The 15,475-nt window shown below is 35.6% G+C and carries 12 protein-coding genes; 11 read left to right on the top strand and 1 reads right to left on the bottom strand.

Annotated elements, in window-relative coordinates:
* Nucleotides 1–2,274: an arylsulfatase gene (locus tag MHB58_RS15880; RefSeq protein WP_340735568.1), complete on the bottom strand. Its 2,274-nt coding sequence runs from the start codon at nucleotides 2,272–2,274 to the stop codon at nucleotides 1–3.
* A 421-nt stretch (nucleotides 2,275–2,695) separates the two neighbouring features.
* Here MHB58_RS15880 and MHB58_RS15875 point away from each other — a divergent pair, with 421 nt between their 5' ends.
* The 11 genes from MHB58_RS15875 to MHB58_RS15825 all read left to right on the top strand — a co-directional run bounded on the left by MHB58_RS15875 (nucleotide 2,696) and on the right by MHB58_RS15825 (nucleotide 15,468).
* Entirely contained in the window at nucleotides 2,696–3,574 is an 879-nt protein-coding gene (locus tag MHB58_RS15875) for a nuclease-related domain-containing protein (RefSeq protein WP_340735567.1), read from the top strand.
* A 314-nt stretch (nucleotides 3,575–3,888) separates the two neighbouring features.
* Nucleotides 3,889–5,028 carry an acyl-CoA dehydrogenase family protein gene (locus tag MHB58_RS15870; protein ID WP_340735907.1) on the top strand — a complete coding sequence of 380 codons (1,140 nt, stop codon included), beginning with the start codon at nucleotides 3,889–3,891 and terminating at the stop codon, nucleotides 5,026–5,028.
* Between the two features lie 10 nt (nucleotides 5,029–5,038).
* A complete protein-coding gene (locus MHB58_RS15865; protein ID WP_340735566.1) occupies nucleotides 5,039–6,013 on the top strand; it encodes a thiamine pyrophosphate-dependent dehydrogenase E1 component subunit alpha in 975 nt (324 codons plus the stop codon).
* Nucleotides 6,014–6,017: 4 nt separating this feature from the next.
* The gene (locus tag MHB58_RS15860) at nucleotides 6,018–6,989 is read left to right on the top strand and encodes an alpha-ketoacid dehydrogenase subunit beta (RefSeq protein ID WP_340735565.1); all 972 of its coding nucleotides are present in this window, start codon (nucleotides 6,018–6,020) and stop codon (nucleotides 6,987–6,989) included.
* A complete protein-coding gene (locus MHB58_RS15855) occupies nucleotides 6,989–8,257 on the top strand; it encodes a dihydrolipoamide acetyltransferase family protein (RefSeq protein WP_340735564.1) in 1,269 nt (422 codons plus the stop codon). Before MHB58_RS15860 ends, MHB58_RS15855 begins: the two co-directional genes overlap by 1 nt.
* On the top strand, nucleotides 8,257–9,042 hold the full coding sequence (locus tag MHB58_RS15850; protein ID WP_340735563.1) for an enoyl-CoA hydratase/isomerase family protein: 786 nt from the start codon (nucleotides 8,257–8,259) through the stop codon (nucleotides 9,040–9,042). Before MHB58_RS15855 ends, MHB58_RS15850 begins: the two co-directional genes overlap by 1 nt.
* 238 nt (nucleotides 9,043–9,280) lie before the next feature.
* On the top strand, nucleotides 9,281–9,871 hold the full coding sequence (locus MHB58_RS15845) for a TetR/AcrR family transcriptional regulator (protein ID WP_340735562.1): 591 nt from the start codon (nucleotides 9,281–9,283) through the stop codon (nucleotides 9,869–9,871).
* Nucleotides 9,872–10,066: 195 nt separating this feature from the next.
* Nucleotides 10,067–10,801 carry a carboxymuconolactone decarboxylase family protein gene (locus MHB58_RS15840; RefSeq protein WP_340735561.1) on the top strand — a complete coding sequence of 245 codons (735 nt, stop codon included), beginning with the start codon at nucleotides 10,067–10,069 and terminating at the stop codon, nucleotides 10,799–10,801.
* A gap of 12 nt (nucleotides 10,802–10,813) precedes the next feature.
* Complete coding sequence (locus MHB58_RS15835; RefSeq protein ID WP_340735560.1) at nucleotides 10,814–12,034, top strand: iron-containing alcohol dehydrogenase; 1,221 nt, start codon at nucleotides 10,814–10,816, stop codon at nucleotides 12,032–12,034.
* 12 nt (nucleotides 12,035–12,046) lie between these two features.
* On the top strand, nucleotides 12,047–13,597 hold the full coding sequence (locus MHB58_RS15830; protein ID WP_340735559.1) for an AMP-binding protein: 1,551 nt from the start codon (nucleotides 12,047–12,049) through the stop codon (nucleotides 13,595–13,597).
* A 230-nt stretch (nucleotides 13,598–13,827) separates the two neighbouring features.
* Nucleotides 13,828–15,468: a DUF2075 domain-containing protein gene (locus MHB58_RS15825; protein WP_340735558.1), complete on the top strand. Its 1,641-nt coding sequence runs from the start codon at nucleotides 13,828–13,830 to the stop codon at nucleotides 15,466–15,468.
* The last annotated feature ends 7 nt before the right edge of the window (nucleotides 15,469–15,475 follow it).

Raw genomic sequence — 15,475 nt, 5'->3', positions numbered from 1 at the left:
TTAATTCACAAGATTAATTTCTACTTTTTCAATTAGACCCTTAAATTCAAATTCCCCTTGTTCAGCATAAATTGGACTTACAGGGAAACCTGTATCTTTTCCAACCTCAAAGCCCTCAAAACTCATTTTTACAAAATGCGTTTGCTCGATTAAGAGTTCACCTACTATATTATTATCAATGGATACATGCATAGTGCCAGAGAAATTTTCCCCTTTAGTAAATTTCAATTTAACTACAGATTTATCTAGGGGAACGTCTTCTTTCGAAACAAGGTTGTATTGTTTGTCGCCCCGATTATATACATAATGAAGTTGATTATCCTTTATAAATAATGTGTATCCGCTTTCATAACTGCCTAATGAAACTAAGACGCCATCTTGATCGGATGAAGTACGTTCAATCGGTATTGTGATTTCGTAAGAATTGTTCAATAGCATTGGTGTAGCTCCTTCAGCGATGCGATTAGCTCCTTGGTAATAAACAAATTTTTCTTTGTCCCGATTAGAACCTTTGGCTACATAAGAAAACCCTTCCGCTTGAATGTCGGATAAAGGATATAAGTTGTTTGCTTTCGCTTCTTGATCAAAGATAGTTAAAAGCTCAGCTAATTTTTCTTTGTTTTCATTCGCTAAATTTTTTGTTTCGGTAATATCTTCTTTAACGTTAAAGAGCATCCATTTATCCTTTTCAAAGTCTTCTCCTTTTTTATGGATAGAAATGGCTTTCCAACCATCAGAATAAATTGCTCTAGTTCCAGAAACTTCGTAATATTGCGTTTTACGGGTTTCCGTCTCTTCAGAGAATAGAGTAGGGACAAAACTTATTCCGTTAAGGTCCATTTGTTTAATTCCGTTAATTGTTTCTGGCACGGTTATATTCAATAAATCATAAATAGTGGCTGTTACATCTGTTACATAGGTATAGTTATGCCGAATTTCGTTTTTCACTGGAATTTCTTTTGGATAACTAATAATTAACGGTGTTCGAATACCACCTTCAAACAAAGAAGCTTTATAGTTAGTGAACGGGGTATTGCTGACTTGCGCCCAACCAAGAGGGTACTCTGCTTTCGTTGTTACGGAACCTATTTGCTTTTTCTGCTTATAAATATTTTCGAAATCTTCATCGACCATATTATAATTTAAGGTATGGTTAATTGATCCTGTTTGACCGCCTAATGGACTTGCCCCGTTATCGCTTAAAAATACAAATAAAGTCTCATCAAACTCATTTGTACGTTTTAATGTATCTATTAATTTTCCAATTTGTTCATCGGTATGTGTTAAAAAGCCTGCATAAGCCTCTTGAAATTCAATAAATACTTCTTTTTCTTTTTTGCTTAAAGAGTTCCATTCTGGAACCCCAGGATCCCGCTCAGGAAATGGCGTATTTACAGGGATTAAGCCCATTTCAATTTGCCTTTCAAAACGTTCTTTTCTAATTTCATCCCAACCTTTGTCATAAACACCTTTATACATATCTTTATAGGATTGTGGCACTTGAACAGGCTGATGTTGAGCGCCAAAAGCTAGATTTAAGAAGAATGGTTGATCTGAATTAACAGAAGCTTGGTCAATTATATATTGATTTGCATGTTCCACAATTGCCTCTGAAAAATGATACTCAGGGTCTTTAGGAACTTCTATAAATGTATTGTCCATTACAAGGTCTGGTTTGTATTGGTCTGTTGAATCTTCTAAAATACCGTAAAATTTATCGAATCCTTTGTTTAATGGCCAATAGTTATAGGGACCCGCTGCTGTTAATTGATGACTCGGTGCTAAGTGCCATTTACCTACAGCATAATTATTGTATCCTTCTTCTTTCAGAACCTCTGCAATTGTTCCTGCCTCATCAATAATTCGCCCTTGCTTACTTGGGAAATCTAAATCGAAGTTGGCAACCATGCCCATCCCAACAGCATGCGGGTTTCTTCCTGTGAGCAAGGCTGCTCGAGTAGGAGAGGATACTGGAGAAACATGTGAATTTGAAAAACGTATGCCATTTTCTGCTAACAAGTCGATGTTAGGTGTTTTTATTTCAGATCCATAGCTCCCAATATCCGAGTATCCAGAATCATCTAAAATAATGTAAATGATGTTTGGCTTTTCCTGTAATTTGAATTCATGATTTTTCTTTTCAGTATTAAGTGTCAGCTGCTTTGTTGAATCATTATGATCTTGATTGATATAACCAGATAAAATTAAACTACCAGCCGTTAGAATACTAAGGTTTGTTTTTGTTATTTTGCTGAACATACGGTCAGAACGCATAATTCTCCCCCTTACAAAATAATCGGAAATTGTAAATTTAAAGTAATGTGTTGAAATTAAAAAACAATCCATTAAAAGCTCACACCTATGTCTTTAAGTAAAACGCTTCCCATTATCCAAAAAATGATTAATTTGCTTTATTCGTAGACTCCCTTCTTCTTTTATTAGCATAAACGGTATCATAATTACTTTTTAAATAAATCTATATACAATAATGGAATATTAAAAATTATTGAATAAAAAATGTTGAAGGTAGGGAAAATTGGCAGTTGGAAAAAGAACTGTCCAGAACGTAATAAACTTCAGATCAAGAACCAACAGAATTTACCGGTAAATGTGACATGAAGATGTGATATTTAGAGGAGGAGAAATAGGGAATTTGTCTAATTACCTAAAATAGGACTTTTTAAGGAGGAAGAGTATGTTAGTTCTCGGTTTGTTGTCATACATAATGATTTTAGTAATTTTAGTAAATATAAACTTGTACGTAGCACTTGGCTTTATCTTTGTAACATCAGTTGTAGCTAAAGCCTATTTACCACAGCTGAAAGGATATGTAGGTGAGCAGCGTATCCGTAAATTACTGGAAAGTCTAGGGGAGGAAGTGAAGATTTACAATGATCTGTATGTCCCGAAAAAGAATGGGGAAATGACGCAGATCGATCATGTTTTACTTTCGCCGAAAGGCATTTTTGTAATCGAAACGAAAAATTATACGGGCTGGATTTTTGGAAGTGAAAGTCAAAAAAATTGGACGCAAACAATTTATAAGAAAAAATCGCGTTTCTATAATCCGGTCATGCAAAATAACACACATGTAAAAGCATTGCAGCACTATTTAAATATGGATATGCCGTTGCATTCAATTATCGTTTTTTCGAACGCGGCAACATTTAAATTTAAAGAACCTTTTCAACAAGCGCATGTTATTCAAACAAAACATTTAAAAAGAACAATTAACCAATATACCACGCAGGAAATCTCAAGCGAACAACTTAGCAGAATTTCGCAGATGCTGCATGCACTTGTTCCTAAAACTAAACAGCAAAAGAAGGAGGTTAAAAAGCAGCATCTGGAGCATGTAAAAGAGATGGCCAAACCTGTAAAGAAAAGAATAAGTAAGGTGAAAGTCGAGCCCGTTACTGCAGGGACGGTTATTGTTGAGCCTATTAGTATTGCTTCAGATCATACTTGCCCGAAATGCGGCAGTAACTTGGTAATGCGTAATGGTAAGCGCGGAGCATTTTATGGCTGTCAGGGCTTTCCGAAGTGTCGATTTACGAAGGGAATAAATGTATAAACTCATATTGTCAGGTACAGATACAATTTCAATTGTGTCCGTATCTGGCTTTTTTTATGTGAAAGTACCATAAACCAAAAAAATTATAAAAAAATTTTAATAAAAAAAGGTTTTGCGAAAAAATGAAAATTACTCTAAAAACCTTTAAGTATAAGAAAAAAAGTTAAAAGAATTATATTTTGAAATAAAAGTATTCCTTTTATTTAAAATTTGAACAATAATTCAAAAAATAAATGAGTAGATAAAATTAAAACTATCGTTTATATTTAATTTAATTCAGAAAATTTAGAATAAAGGTGATGAATTGAGTGGATATGATGTTTAAAGAAGAAGAATTGATGATTAGGGACATGGCGAAGAACTTTGGGAAAAATGTAATTCAAGAGAAAATTGAGGATTTGTGGAAGAAAGAAGAGTTTGATTATGGAGTTTTTAAGCAGATGGCTGATTTAGGGTTTGCTAGCTTTTTTGCTCCGGAAGAATACGGTGGACAATCGATAAGTACAGTCGGTTATATAGTGGCATTAGAGGAAATGGCAAAATTTGATTCTACAATTCCTTTAATTATGCAAGTTCAAAATTTAGTTATCGAGGTTATCAGTCAATTTGGTTCTGATGAACAAAAGCAACGATGGCTGCCTTCATATGTTAGCGGAGAAAAAATTGGAGCGATTGCTATGACTGAGCCTGGGGCAGGATCAGATTTAGGTTCTATCTCTACAACTGCAGTAAAAAAAGGAGACCAATGGCTTCTGAATGGTCAAAAAACGTTTATTTCAAATTGCGGTACGGAACAAAGTGACGGAATTATTGTTTTAGCCGATACCTCTGAAGTTAAAGGCGAAAAACAATTTAGTACATTTATTGTGCCTAGAGATAGTGAAGGGTTAGTAATCGGTAAAAAAATAAAGAAAATTGGTTGGAAGCATGGTGACACAAGGGAAGTTTACTTTGAAAATTGTAAGATTCCACTTGATTGCCAACTAGGAGAGTTAGGAAAAGGTTTACGGCATGTACTAACTGGGATGGATTTAGGCCGATTGGCATTTGCAAGTTGTAGTGTCGGAATGGCACAAGGTGCTTTTGATTTAGCATTTTCACATGCTAAAACACGTGAGCAATTTGGCAAGCCATTAACTAAGCTTCAAGATATCCAATTTAAATTAGCCATGATGAAAACAAAAATTGAAGCAGCCCGATCCCTTACATATAAAGCTGCAATCGCTAGAGACAATAAAACCGATGACGTCGAAGAATTGGCCTCAATGTCAAAACTCTATGCAAGTAAAATTGCAAAAGAAGTAATTGATGAGTCTTTCCAAATTCATGGAGGATACGGGTTTACGGAGGAATATGCAATATCCCGTTTTTACTGTGATGTGAAGATGATGGAAATCGGTGAAGGTACAAGCGAAGTTCAAAAACTGTTTATAGCGAAAAAAATTGGCTGTTAGGAGAAATGATATGGATGTTAATCAAAAGATAAAAATTTATTCTAATATGTTTTTAACTCGTGAATTTGAACAAACAACCATTAATTTATTTGAAAAAGGTGAAATTGCAGGTTGGTTACATTCAGGTGTAGGGCAAGAACTGGTCGGTTCGGTATTATGCACACTATTAATTGAAAAAGACTATATCATCCCATATCACCGTTCGAAATCTTATTTTCTAGCTAGAGGTGTTAAGCCTCATCACGTATTAGCTGAAATTATGGGGAGAAGAGACGGTATATGTGGTGGCGTTGGTGGAGAAGCACATTTAGCAGATATTAGTAAAGGGCTATTGGGTTCTTCTGGGATATTAGGAGCAGGAATGCCAATCTCATTAGGTACAGCATTTAAACAAGTATATATGGGCGAAAAAGCGATAACAATATGTAGCTTTGGAGACGGATCAGTTCCCCAAGGGGCGTTTCATGAATCACTAAATTTTGCAGCAACATGGAATTTGCCAATTGTATTTATTTGTGAAAACAACTTCTACGCTGAACTCAGCCCAATTACAGTCGGAATGAAACAAACAAATATCGGAAAAAAGGCTGAAGGTTATGGAATGCCGGGAGAATCTTTAGATGGATATGATTTAGATGTAGTATATAGCGCATTAAAAACTGCGATTGAGCGAGCTAGAGATGGCGGCGGACCAAGCTTATTGGAATTTAAAACGTATAGATGGAGAGGACACTTTGAAGGAGATCCTCAAAACTATCGGACAAAAGAAGAAATTAGCTCGTGGAAAAGTAGAGATCCTTTAGATCGTTTGAGAACGCAACTAATTGAAAATCAATTTGTCACAGAACAGGAACTAGAAGAAATTGAATCAAAAATACAAGGTGAAATGACCAATGCCGTAGATTTTGCAAGAAATAGTCCATATCCAAATAAAGAAGATATTTTATCCAATATATATGTAAATAGTGCGGGATTTGGAGGTTAAATACATGCAGACAAACTTTAGGTGGGCAATTACACAGGCAATAGATGAAGAGATGGAAAGAGATAAAAGCGTTTTTGTTTTAGGGGAAGACGTAGCAGCAAGTGGTGGATCTTTTGGATTAACACGAGGGTTATTAGAAAAATATGGTGAAATGCGGGTGCGCGATACGCCGGTCAGCGAAGAAGCAATTGTAGGATTAGGTGTTGGGGCAGCTGCAGTTGGGCTCAAACCAATCGTTGAGATTATGTTTATGGATTTTATTTATTTAGCAATGGATCAGATTATCAATCATGCTGCCAAAATGCGATATATGTATGGGGGTCAGGTCTCAATACCTCTAGTAGTTAGAACTTTAGCAGGAGGTGGATTTAGAACGGGTATGCATCATTCACAATCGATTGAAAGTATGTTTGGCCATGTGCCAGGTTTGAAAGTGGTGTATCCATCTACTCCCTCAGATGCGAAAGGATTATTAAAAAGTGCTATTCGAGATCCGGATCCAGTAATTTTCCTGGAACAAAAAACGTTAATGTCTGTGAAAGAGTCTATTCCCGAGGGAGATTATACTGTACCAATCGGAAAAGGGAAAATAGTTCAAGAAGGCAATGACATAACAATTGTGGCTTTAGGGATTTGTGTAAGCCAAGCTGTTAGGGTAGCTAAGAAATACGAAAATTCTATTTCAATTGAAATTATCGATCCAAGAACAGTGATGCCATTGGATAAAGAGATAATCAAAAACTCGGTAAAGAAAACTTCTCGATTAATTATTATCCATGAAGCATATGCTCCGTTTGGGTTTGGTTCGGAAGTAGCTGCTATTATAGCAGAAGAAGGATTATATGATCTAGAAGCACCGATTAAAAGAATAGCTTCTAAATTTGTTCCTTACCCAGTTGGAACTGGTGAAGATTTCATTATGCCATCCGATGAGGACTTAACAAATGCCATCGAACAAATTATGAGAGGTGAATGATGATGGAAGTACTTGTTCCTAAAATTGGTGTGGAAGATGGAGATATGACACTGGTGTCCTGGGAAGTGGATGAAAATGATTTTGTAAAAAAAGATCAGGCAATTGCTATTGTCGAAACAGAAAAAATTACTTCAGAAATTAATAGTCCCGATAAAGGCTATATTAAGCTACTAGTAGACGAAAATTCTATTGTTCGGTCAAAAGATTTAATAGCCAAATTAAGTGCTGATAAAAATTCAGAAACAGAAAAAATTTCTAGCCCATCGCAGGATACGAACGAACCCATATCTGAAATTAAAGCCGAAACATGGCCACATGCACGACAACCAAGGCCTGGTGAGAGGCGGAAAAACAAGAAGAATTCATTGGTTAATAGTACGCAACATGGAAACGATAAAAAAATTACACCAAAAGCCAAATTTTTAATAAGAGAGTTAGAAATTGATGTGGAGGAATTAAAAAATACGATAGATGCTCCAATCATCTTTAGTCGTGATGTAAGTCAATTTAACAAAGAAAAAAGTCAGGATGTAAGTAGTCTGGAGAAAAGTGTGAAAGAAGAGAAAGAATTTGAACTTATCCCTTTCACACAATTAAGAAAAACGATTTCAAAAAATATGATGAACAGTTTAGAAAATACAGCACAAATGACGCTAATGGGTGAGCTTTCGCTTAATGAAATACACAATGTCTATAAAGAGTTAAAAAAGACACTGGCTAATAAAGATATTAATCTTTCGTGGACGGTAATATTTCTAAAAGTTATAGCATTGGCATTAAAAAAATTCCCGATGTTAAATAGCCAGGTAGATAACAACCACTATAAATTATGGAAAGATATTAATATTGGGCTAGCGATTTCAGGAAAGAATGGTTTAGTAGTACCTGGAATTGCAAATACCGATAAGCTTTCAATTAGTGCACTCTCACAAGCTTCACAAAACCTGATAGAACTTGCAAAAAACAATCAGTTAACTGCTGATCACTTAACAAATAGTACATTTACATTTACAAATGTGGGCAGTTTTGGAGGGGAGTTCGGAACCCCTATTTTAAATGTAAACCAAGTAGGTATCCTGGCGGTTGGTAAAGTAGAAAGAAAACCGGTAATTAATGAATTTGATGAAATCGTTATTGGATACAGTTGCTACTATAGTTTAACCGTAGACCATAGAGTGATTGATGGAGAATTAGCTGGAAATTTTATAAAGGAAATAAAGCACATCCTTAAAAATCCATTATTAATCTTCGAGAATGGAGGGATTTAATGTACGAAACAATCATAGTAGAGAAGTTTGATAACTATAAAATTATCTATTTAAATCGCCCGAATGTATTTAATGCCATGAATATGAAAATGATTGAGGAATTAATTACAGAGTTTGAAATCAGTAAATTAGATAAAGTTTGTTACCCGATTATTATTACAGGTGTTGGAGATAAAGCCTTTTCAGCAGGAGCAGATATCGATGAAATGCGCTTTGATATACCGCAAGATGTTCTGGAAAAAACAAAGCGATGGGTTTACTTATTCAAGTTAATCGAAACGATATCTCAGCCGGTTATTGCTGCAGTGAACGGTTATGCACCAGCAGGGGGAACAGAATTATCGCTGGCTTGTGACTACGTAATTACCAATCAGAAATCAAAGTTCGGTTTGGCGGAGATAAATATTGGTGTGATGCCGGGTGCCGGAGCAATTGTCCGGATAACAAAATGGTTAGGCAGAGCAAGAGCTAAGGAAATATTAATGACCGGAAAAATGATTAGCGCAGAGCAAGCCTACGAATGGGGATTAAGTAACGAGTTACTGGAAGTTGGATATGATAATGTGCTAGAACGGGCAAAAGAAGTGGCACAAGAATTTAGCGGAAAAAGTCTGCGAGCACTAGGAGCTATAAAGAAATCGGTAAACGTAGCAGAAGAAATACCATATAACACAGCAATTGATTTAATTATGAGAGATTTCTCACTATTATTTGATACTCCTGATCAACGTGAAGGAATGTCTGCGTTTGTTGAAAAGAGAAAACCGTTATTTGCGAAAAATTGAGGGGAATAGATGAAGTTTAATAGTATTGGGTTAATGGCAGCAGGTATATTTGTGTTATGTGCAGAAGAAATTGTACTAATGACATTTTGAAAAAAGAAGGTAAATTAACTATTAATTTCATATAAAGACAACATCATGAAGACACAATTAATCACCCTATTTAAGAAAATTATTGATTTAATAAATTCTATGGGAGGTGAATTAAAAAAGAATTGTCAGAAGGAGTAGGTAAAAGCAAATGAAAAAGACATTAAGAGAATTAAAAATGGAAAAGAAAAAGAGCGATATTTTGCGGGTTGCAATAGATTTACTCGCAGTTAAAGGCTATGAAAGAACGACAATGGAAGATGTCGCACAGGAATTGTTAATGACAAAGGGAAGCCTTTATTATTATTTTGCCAATAAAGAAGAGCTTTATTTTGAATGCAACATGATGATTATTGATGAGAGTATTAAACTAATCGAAGAAATATATAATAGTCAACTCACTACGACACAGAAATTGGAAGAACTAATTTATCAATATATTATTTTTCAAATCAATGAAAAACCAATTTTTAGTCTAGCAAATAATTTACAGCATATTTTCTCAGAGCAGAACTTTTTATTGATAACAGAAGGCCGAGATAAATTTAATCAGATTTTAGATCGGATTATTAAGGAAGGCATAAAAAATAAAGAGTTCCATACAGAAGATGTGAAGTTGACTCGTTTCCTGATGATGGGGGCACTTAATTCTATTCAGGCATGGTATAAACCAAACGGTGATAAAACGCCTGAGGAGATTGCAAAAGTGTATGCTGACCAGTTATTGAGGATTTTAAAATAAAGAAAATATAGATTGAGATAATTCCTGTTTAATAGGAGAGTTGGAACGGTGCTATTAATACGACTTCCTTACTCTGGAATTAATATTCAGAAGATTCCGATATATGGTATTCATAGGTCTATTGGAAAACTATGTTTGGTTGCAACGAAGAAAGGCTTTAATAAGTAAATAATTAATCTGAGGGAGATGATTGCAATGAAGGAAGCATTAAAACAACGATTTATCGATTTAAGAGGTTATTGGGATGACTCATTGGATGGGTTACTTGAAATGGATCCTGACTTTTTTGAAGCGTACTTAGGTTTTACAGGAGTACCTTGGAGTAAAGGTGCAGTTGATCCTTTAACGAAGGAGCTTTGTTATTTATCAATATATTCGAATGCCTCTCACCTGTATACACCAGCAGTGAAAACACATATTGAAAAGGCCATGTCATTTGGAGCGACTAAAGAACAAATTCTAGAAGTGTTTCAATTAGTAAGTGTTATTGGGATGCATACTTTTTTAGAAGGAATGCCCGTATTAATCGAAGAAGTGGAAAAAATTGCACCAATCGATCGAACGCTTAATGAAAGAAAAGAACAATTAAAGAAAGATTTTATTGAAGGACGAGGTTATTGGAATGAGTTCTGGGATGGATTGCTGTTGTTGGATGATGAATTTTTTGAAGTCTACATTAAGTTTTCAACAATTCCATGGAAAAACGGTACATTAACACCAAAGCAAAAAGAATTTATTTATATAGCAGGAGACGCTTCAGCAACACATTTATATACTCCGGGTTTAAAAGCGCATATACAAAATGCCCTTAAATATGGTGCAACAAAAGAAGAAATATTGGAAGTATACCAGCTTGCAGCAGAAGTAGGAATGGATACTTTTAAAGAAGGCATGCCAATTTTAATGGAAGAGTTAAACTACCAAAAATAAAGGGGGTCAAGTATGTCAAAGTTAGTTGATACAAAGTTGGAAGGTAACTTTTTGATGCTGCCAATGAGCAATTATGTATATGGTGAGGATTCTATCAATCAATTGCCTGCCTTACTGGATATGCATAATATGAACAAGGTATTTATAGTAACAGGAAATTCTGTAGCTGAAAAAACACCAATCATTAATCAAATTAAGGAATTAATTGGTGAAGACCGTATTGCCTACGTATATCAAGGTATGAAAGCGCATGTACCGAAGTCACTTGTTTTAGATATGGCAGTAAAAATGCGTGAAACAGATGCAGATAGTATTTTGAGTGTTGGTGGAGGAAGCCCGGTAGATTCAGCGAAGTGTTTAGCAATGGTATTAGCTGAAAATATAACTACGAAAGAACAGTTAGATGAATATCCAATAAAATTTAACTATCAAACAGGTGAATTAACTTTTAAACCATTATCAAATAATCCAGTTCCCCATATTGCGATCACAACTACCCTTTCAGCAGGAGAATTTACTCATATTGGCGGTATGACCGATGAAATAACACGAGTAAAAGTAGGGGCTATTGATCCTAAATTAACGCCTACAGCTGTTATTCATGATCCGAAGTTAAGCCTATATACACCGGAATGGTTATGGTTATCAACAGGATTGCGCGCTGTTGACCATGCAATTGAGTCGATATGTTCGGACGGTCATATGCCATATACAGATGCATTAGGAAAAGAAGCGTTGCGGTTATTATTCGAATATTTGCCGAAATGCAAAGAAAATCCAGAAGATATGCAAGCGAGATCTTATTTACAAATGGCAGCATGGTTATCAATTTCAGGGTTAGCCAATGTAAATTTAGGACTCAGTCATGGAATCGGGCATCAGCTTGGAGGTAGATGTAATGTACCACATGGTGTGACATCATGTGTAATGCTGCCTACTGTCATGGACTACAATTTAGAAGTGACAATGGACCGCCAAGCGATGATTGCTCGTGCAATAGGAGTTGCCAGTGAGACCGAATCAGATAAAGAAGCCGCAAAAAAAGCTTCAGGCGCTGTAAGAGATTTAATTGTTAGTTTGGACTTACCTTCCAGATTACGTGACACAACCGTTACAAAAGAAGATTTTGCACATATTTCAAAAGATGCGCTAGAAGATTTCATTGTAGCAACAAATCCGAGAAAGATTAATGGTAGAGAAGATGTTATCGATCTATTAGAAAAAGCTTGGTAGGGGGAAGAGGATATGTTCGAAAAATCAGTAGGGGAATTACTTCAATTAAGAGCTCAGGAATCACCGGATAAAACATTTTTAAATTTTGCCGATCAACGTTTTTCGTATAAAGAAGTTGATGAACTATCTAATAGAATCGCAAATAGTTTATTGGATTTAGGAATAAAAAAAGGCGATAAAATTGCCATGTTATTGGGGAACGGAAAAGAATTCGTACTATCTGCCTTTGGTATATTAAAGATCGGAGCAGTGGAAGTACCTATTAATACTGCTCATAAAAAACAATTATTACAGTATCAGCTGGATCAATCTGATAGTGTTGCAATTATAGTAGGTACAGAGTATTTAGATGTGGTAGAGGAAGTACTTCATGAATGTCCTAAAATTAAACATGTAATTGTTAATAATGATTCAGATCATTCTTATATTAAATTCTCACAATTATTGGCAGGATTATCAGCACCAATTGAAATCGATGTGCATTATACTGATATACAATCTATCATGTATACATCTGGTACAACAGGTCCTTCTAAAGGAGTAGTTGTAACACATCGACATTGTATTTTAATTGCAACCGACTGGCTAAAAATCAATAATTTCTCGGCTAACGACAAATTGTATACACCACTACCTCTATTTCACACAATTGCTCACCAACTGGGGATAATGTCTGTGCTCGTAGCCGGTGCGGAAATAGCGGTTGTAGAGAAGTTTAGTGTTACGAACTTCTGGAATGATATACGAAAATATGAGAGTACAGTGGCACACGTAATTTTTGCAATGATTCCTATTTTATTAAACCAGAAAGACACACCAGACGATAAAAATCATAATTTGCGCTCGGTATACATTGGGCCATCCGCATTATCCGATGCATTTGAAGAACGTTTCGGAGCAAAAGTTGTAGAAGTATATGGCGCTACGGAAACAGCCTTTCTCACTAGCTGTGAATATGGTGAATTTAAAGCGGGTTCTTGTGGTAAAGCCAATGATAACTATGAAATAAAGATAGTAGATGATTTTGACGAAGAAGTTCCTGTAAATACAGTGGGTGAAATCATCGTTAGATCTAAACAACCGTACAGCTTAGCTCAAGGATATTATAATATGTATAAAGAAACGGTTGAATCATTCAGAAATCTGTGGTTTCATACAGGGGATTTTGGTTATAAAGATGAAAGCGGTTACTATTACTTCGTGGATCGTAAAAAAGATGCAATCCGTAGGAAGGGTGAAAATATTTCTTCTTTTGAAGTGGAGAAAATTATTAATGCCCATCCAAGCGTTCTCGAAACAGCTGCAATTGCAGTACCATCTGAATTGAATGAGGACGAGGTTAAAATTTGCGTAGTATTACAAAAAGGTGAAAATTTAACCGCACAAGAATTATTTAAGTATGCTGAAGACCATATGGCAAAATTTATGGTACCAAGATATATAGAGTTTTACGAAAGTATTCCAAAGACATCAAATGGAAAAGTACAAAAAGTATATTTAAGAGAACAAGGTATTAATGAAAATACAATTGATAAGTGCTTAATTAATGCACAGAAAGTATAAATAACGTTCGGGATAAATTAAAAACAGCGAAGTAAAGATATTTTGCTCTATCTGTCAGTTAAAACCTTTCCATTGATATTAAATGGAAAGGTTTTTTAGGTTTTTCAAATATTTCATACATTGCTAATGGCAATGTATATTTACTGTTTGTATGAGATAATAATTCTACTTATCATGATGGAAAACTAAAGCAATTGGATTTAGAAAATTAAATGGATTGGGGTGAAAATATGTCAGCAATCGAAATACTGTCCTGGCCGTTCAAGCAAGAGAGCATCAATCAGATTAATAATAATGAACATTATTTAAATTACCCGGTCATCTACGTATTGAATGGCAATAAAGAAGCTTACATAGGGGAGACGGTGTATTTTAAAAGCCGGATGAAAGCGCATTTAAATGCCCGTAACAACATCAATCAGATTAATCTCATTAAGCATGAGAAATTCAACCGTTCGGCAACCTTCCATTTAGAAACGAAGCTGATCAATTACTTTCTTGGTGATGAAAAATATAGACTTCAAAACAAAAGTAAAACGGCGAGCGATTTTACGCACAATTATTACGACAAGCCGTATTATGATCAGCAGCTGTTTAAAGAAATCTGGCAGAGGCTGCACGAGCAAAAGCTGGTCGACCATGAACTGCATGTCATCGAAAACAAAGACATATTTAAATTATCGCCGTTTAAAGAGCTATCGATCGAGCAGCTGGAACTTAAAGAAAAGGTGCTCGAATTTTGTGAGAAACAAGTAATTGCCGCACCTGAAGAATACGGCAGCTTATTGGTCATTGAAGGCGAAGCAGGTGTCGGGAAAAGTGTTGTGCTAAGTTCGATTTTCAATACGATTCAAGAACGGGCGGAGGAAGCTTCGTCACCGCTTCATCAGACGGAAAATTATTTGGTTGTGAATCATGAAGAAATGTTCAAAACGTATAAAGGAATTGCGAAACAGGTGAAGCATTTAAAGGCAAAAAACTTTGCGAAACCGACACCTTTAGTGAACTCGCTTCAAAAAGACAATAAAAAGGCGGACATCATTTTTGTGGATGAAGCGCATTTATTGCTCACAAAGCCGGATACGTATAATAACTTCCACGGTAACAATCACCTGGAGGAGCTGTTAAAGTTAGCAAAAATCGTTGTCATTATTTACGACCAAAATCAGGTGCTGAAATTGAAGAGCCTCTGGGGTGCAGCAACACCCGAACATTTAAAAAAACAAAGCTTATATAATGAAGAATATCAGTTAACAAACCAGTTCCGCATGCAGGCAAATGATGATGTCATCAATTGGATCAATGCCTTCAAAAACAAGCAGCTTCTGCCGCTCCCTCATGATAAAAACTATGAATTCAAAGTGTTTGAGTCGATGAAGGATATGCATGATGCAATAAAAATGCGAAACAGTGAGTTCGGCTTAAGCCGGGTTGTCTCGACATTTGATTACTTGCATAAAAAAGATGGCGGGACGTATTATGTGAACGAATCCAACGGTGAATATAAAATGCCGTGGAATACGACGAGTACGAAATATACGTGGGCGGAAAAGCCTGAAACGATTCATGAGGCGGGCTCAATCTATACGATTCAAGGGTTTGATTTAAATTATGTTGGCGTTGTACTCGGACCGTCAGTTCAATACGATGAAGCGAAAGACGAACTTGTCATTGATCCGAGCAAGTATATGGATAAAGGTGCTTATTCGGGCACAGATGGCATAGCCAATGTGAACGAAGCGAAAGAAAAGATTGTCCTGAACTCGATTAATATTTTGATGAAGCGCGGCATCAAAGGGCTCTACATTTATGCAAGTGATGAAGCATTAAGAAACAAGTTGTTAGCCAATCAACATCGAGACAGTAAGTAATCAAAGT

Source organism: Solibacillus sp. FSL K6-1554 (assembly GCF_038005185.1).
Taxonomy (GTDB): Bacteria; Bacillota; Bacilli; order Bacillales_A; family Planococcaceae; genus Solibacillus; species Solibacillus silvestris.
The sequence above is the reverse complement of the archived record's forward strand: the minus strand, read 5'-3'. Positions and strand labels throughout refer to the sequence as shown.

Excerpts from the sequence above, each read along its gene's own strand:
- MHB58_RS15880 (WP_340735568.1), bottom strand. The coding sequence starts at position 2,274 with ATGCGTTCTGACCGTATGTTCAGCAAAATAACAAAAACAAACCTTAGT.
- MHB58_RS15875 (WP_340735567.1), top strand. The coding sequence starts at position 2,696 with ATGTTAGTTCTCGGTTTGTTGTCATACATAATGATTTTAGTAATTTTA.
- MHB58_RS15870 (WP_340735907.1), top strand. The coding sequence starts at position 3,889 with ATGATGTTTAAAGAAGAAGAATTGATGATTAGGGACATGGCGAAGAAC.
- MHB58_RS15865 (WP_340735566.1), top strand. The coding sequence starts at position 5,039 with ATGGATGTTAATCAAAAGATAAAAATTTATTCTAATATGTTTTTAACT.
- MHB58_RS15860 (WP_340735565.1), top strand. The coding sequence starts at position 6,018 with ATGCAGACAAACTTTAGGTGGGCAATTACACAGGCAATAGATGAAGAG.
- MHB58_RS15855 (WP_340735564.1), top strand. The coding sequence starts at position 6,989 with ATGATGGAAGTACTTGTTCCTAAAATTGGTGTGGAAGATGGAGATATG.
- MHB58_RS15850 (WP_340735563.1), top strand. The coding sequence starts at position 8,257 with ATGTACGAAACAATCATAGTAGAGAAGTTTGATAACTATAAAATTATC.
- MHB58_RS15845 (WP_340735562.1), top strand. The coding sequence starts at position 9,281 with ATGAAAAAGACATTAAGAGAATTAAAAATGGAAAAGAAAAAGAGCGAT.
- MHB58_RS15840 (WP_340735561.1), top strand. The coding sequence starts at position 10,067 with ATGAAGGAAGCATTAAAACAACGATTTATCGATTTAAGAGGTTATTGG.
- MHB58_RS15835 (WP_340735560.1), top strand. The coding sequence starts at position 10,814 with ATGTCAAAGTTAGTTGATACAAAGTTGGAAGGTAACTTTTTGATGCTG.
- MHB58_RS15830 (WP_340735559.1), top strand. The coding sequence starts at position 12,047 with ATGTTCGAAAAATCAGTAGGGGAATTACTTCAATTAAGAGCTCAGGAA.
- MHB58_RS15825 (WP_340735558.1), top strand. The coding sequence starts at position 13,828 with ATGTCAGCAATCGAAATACTGTCCTGGCCGTTCAAGCAAGAGAGCATC.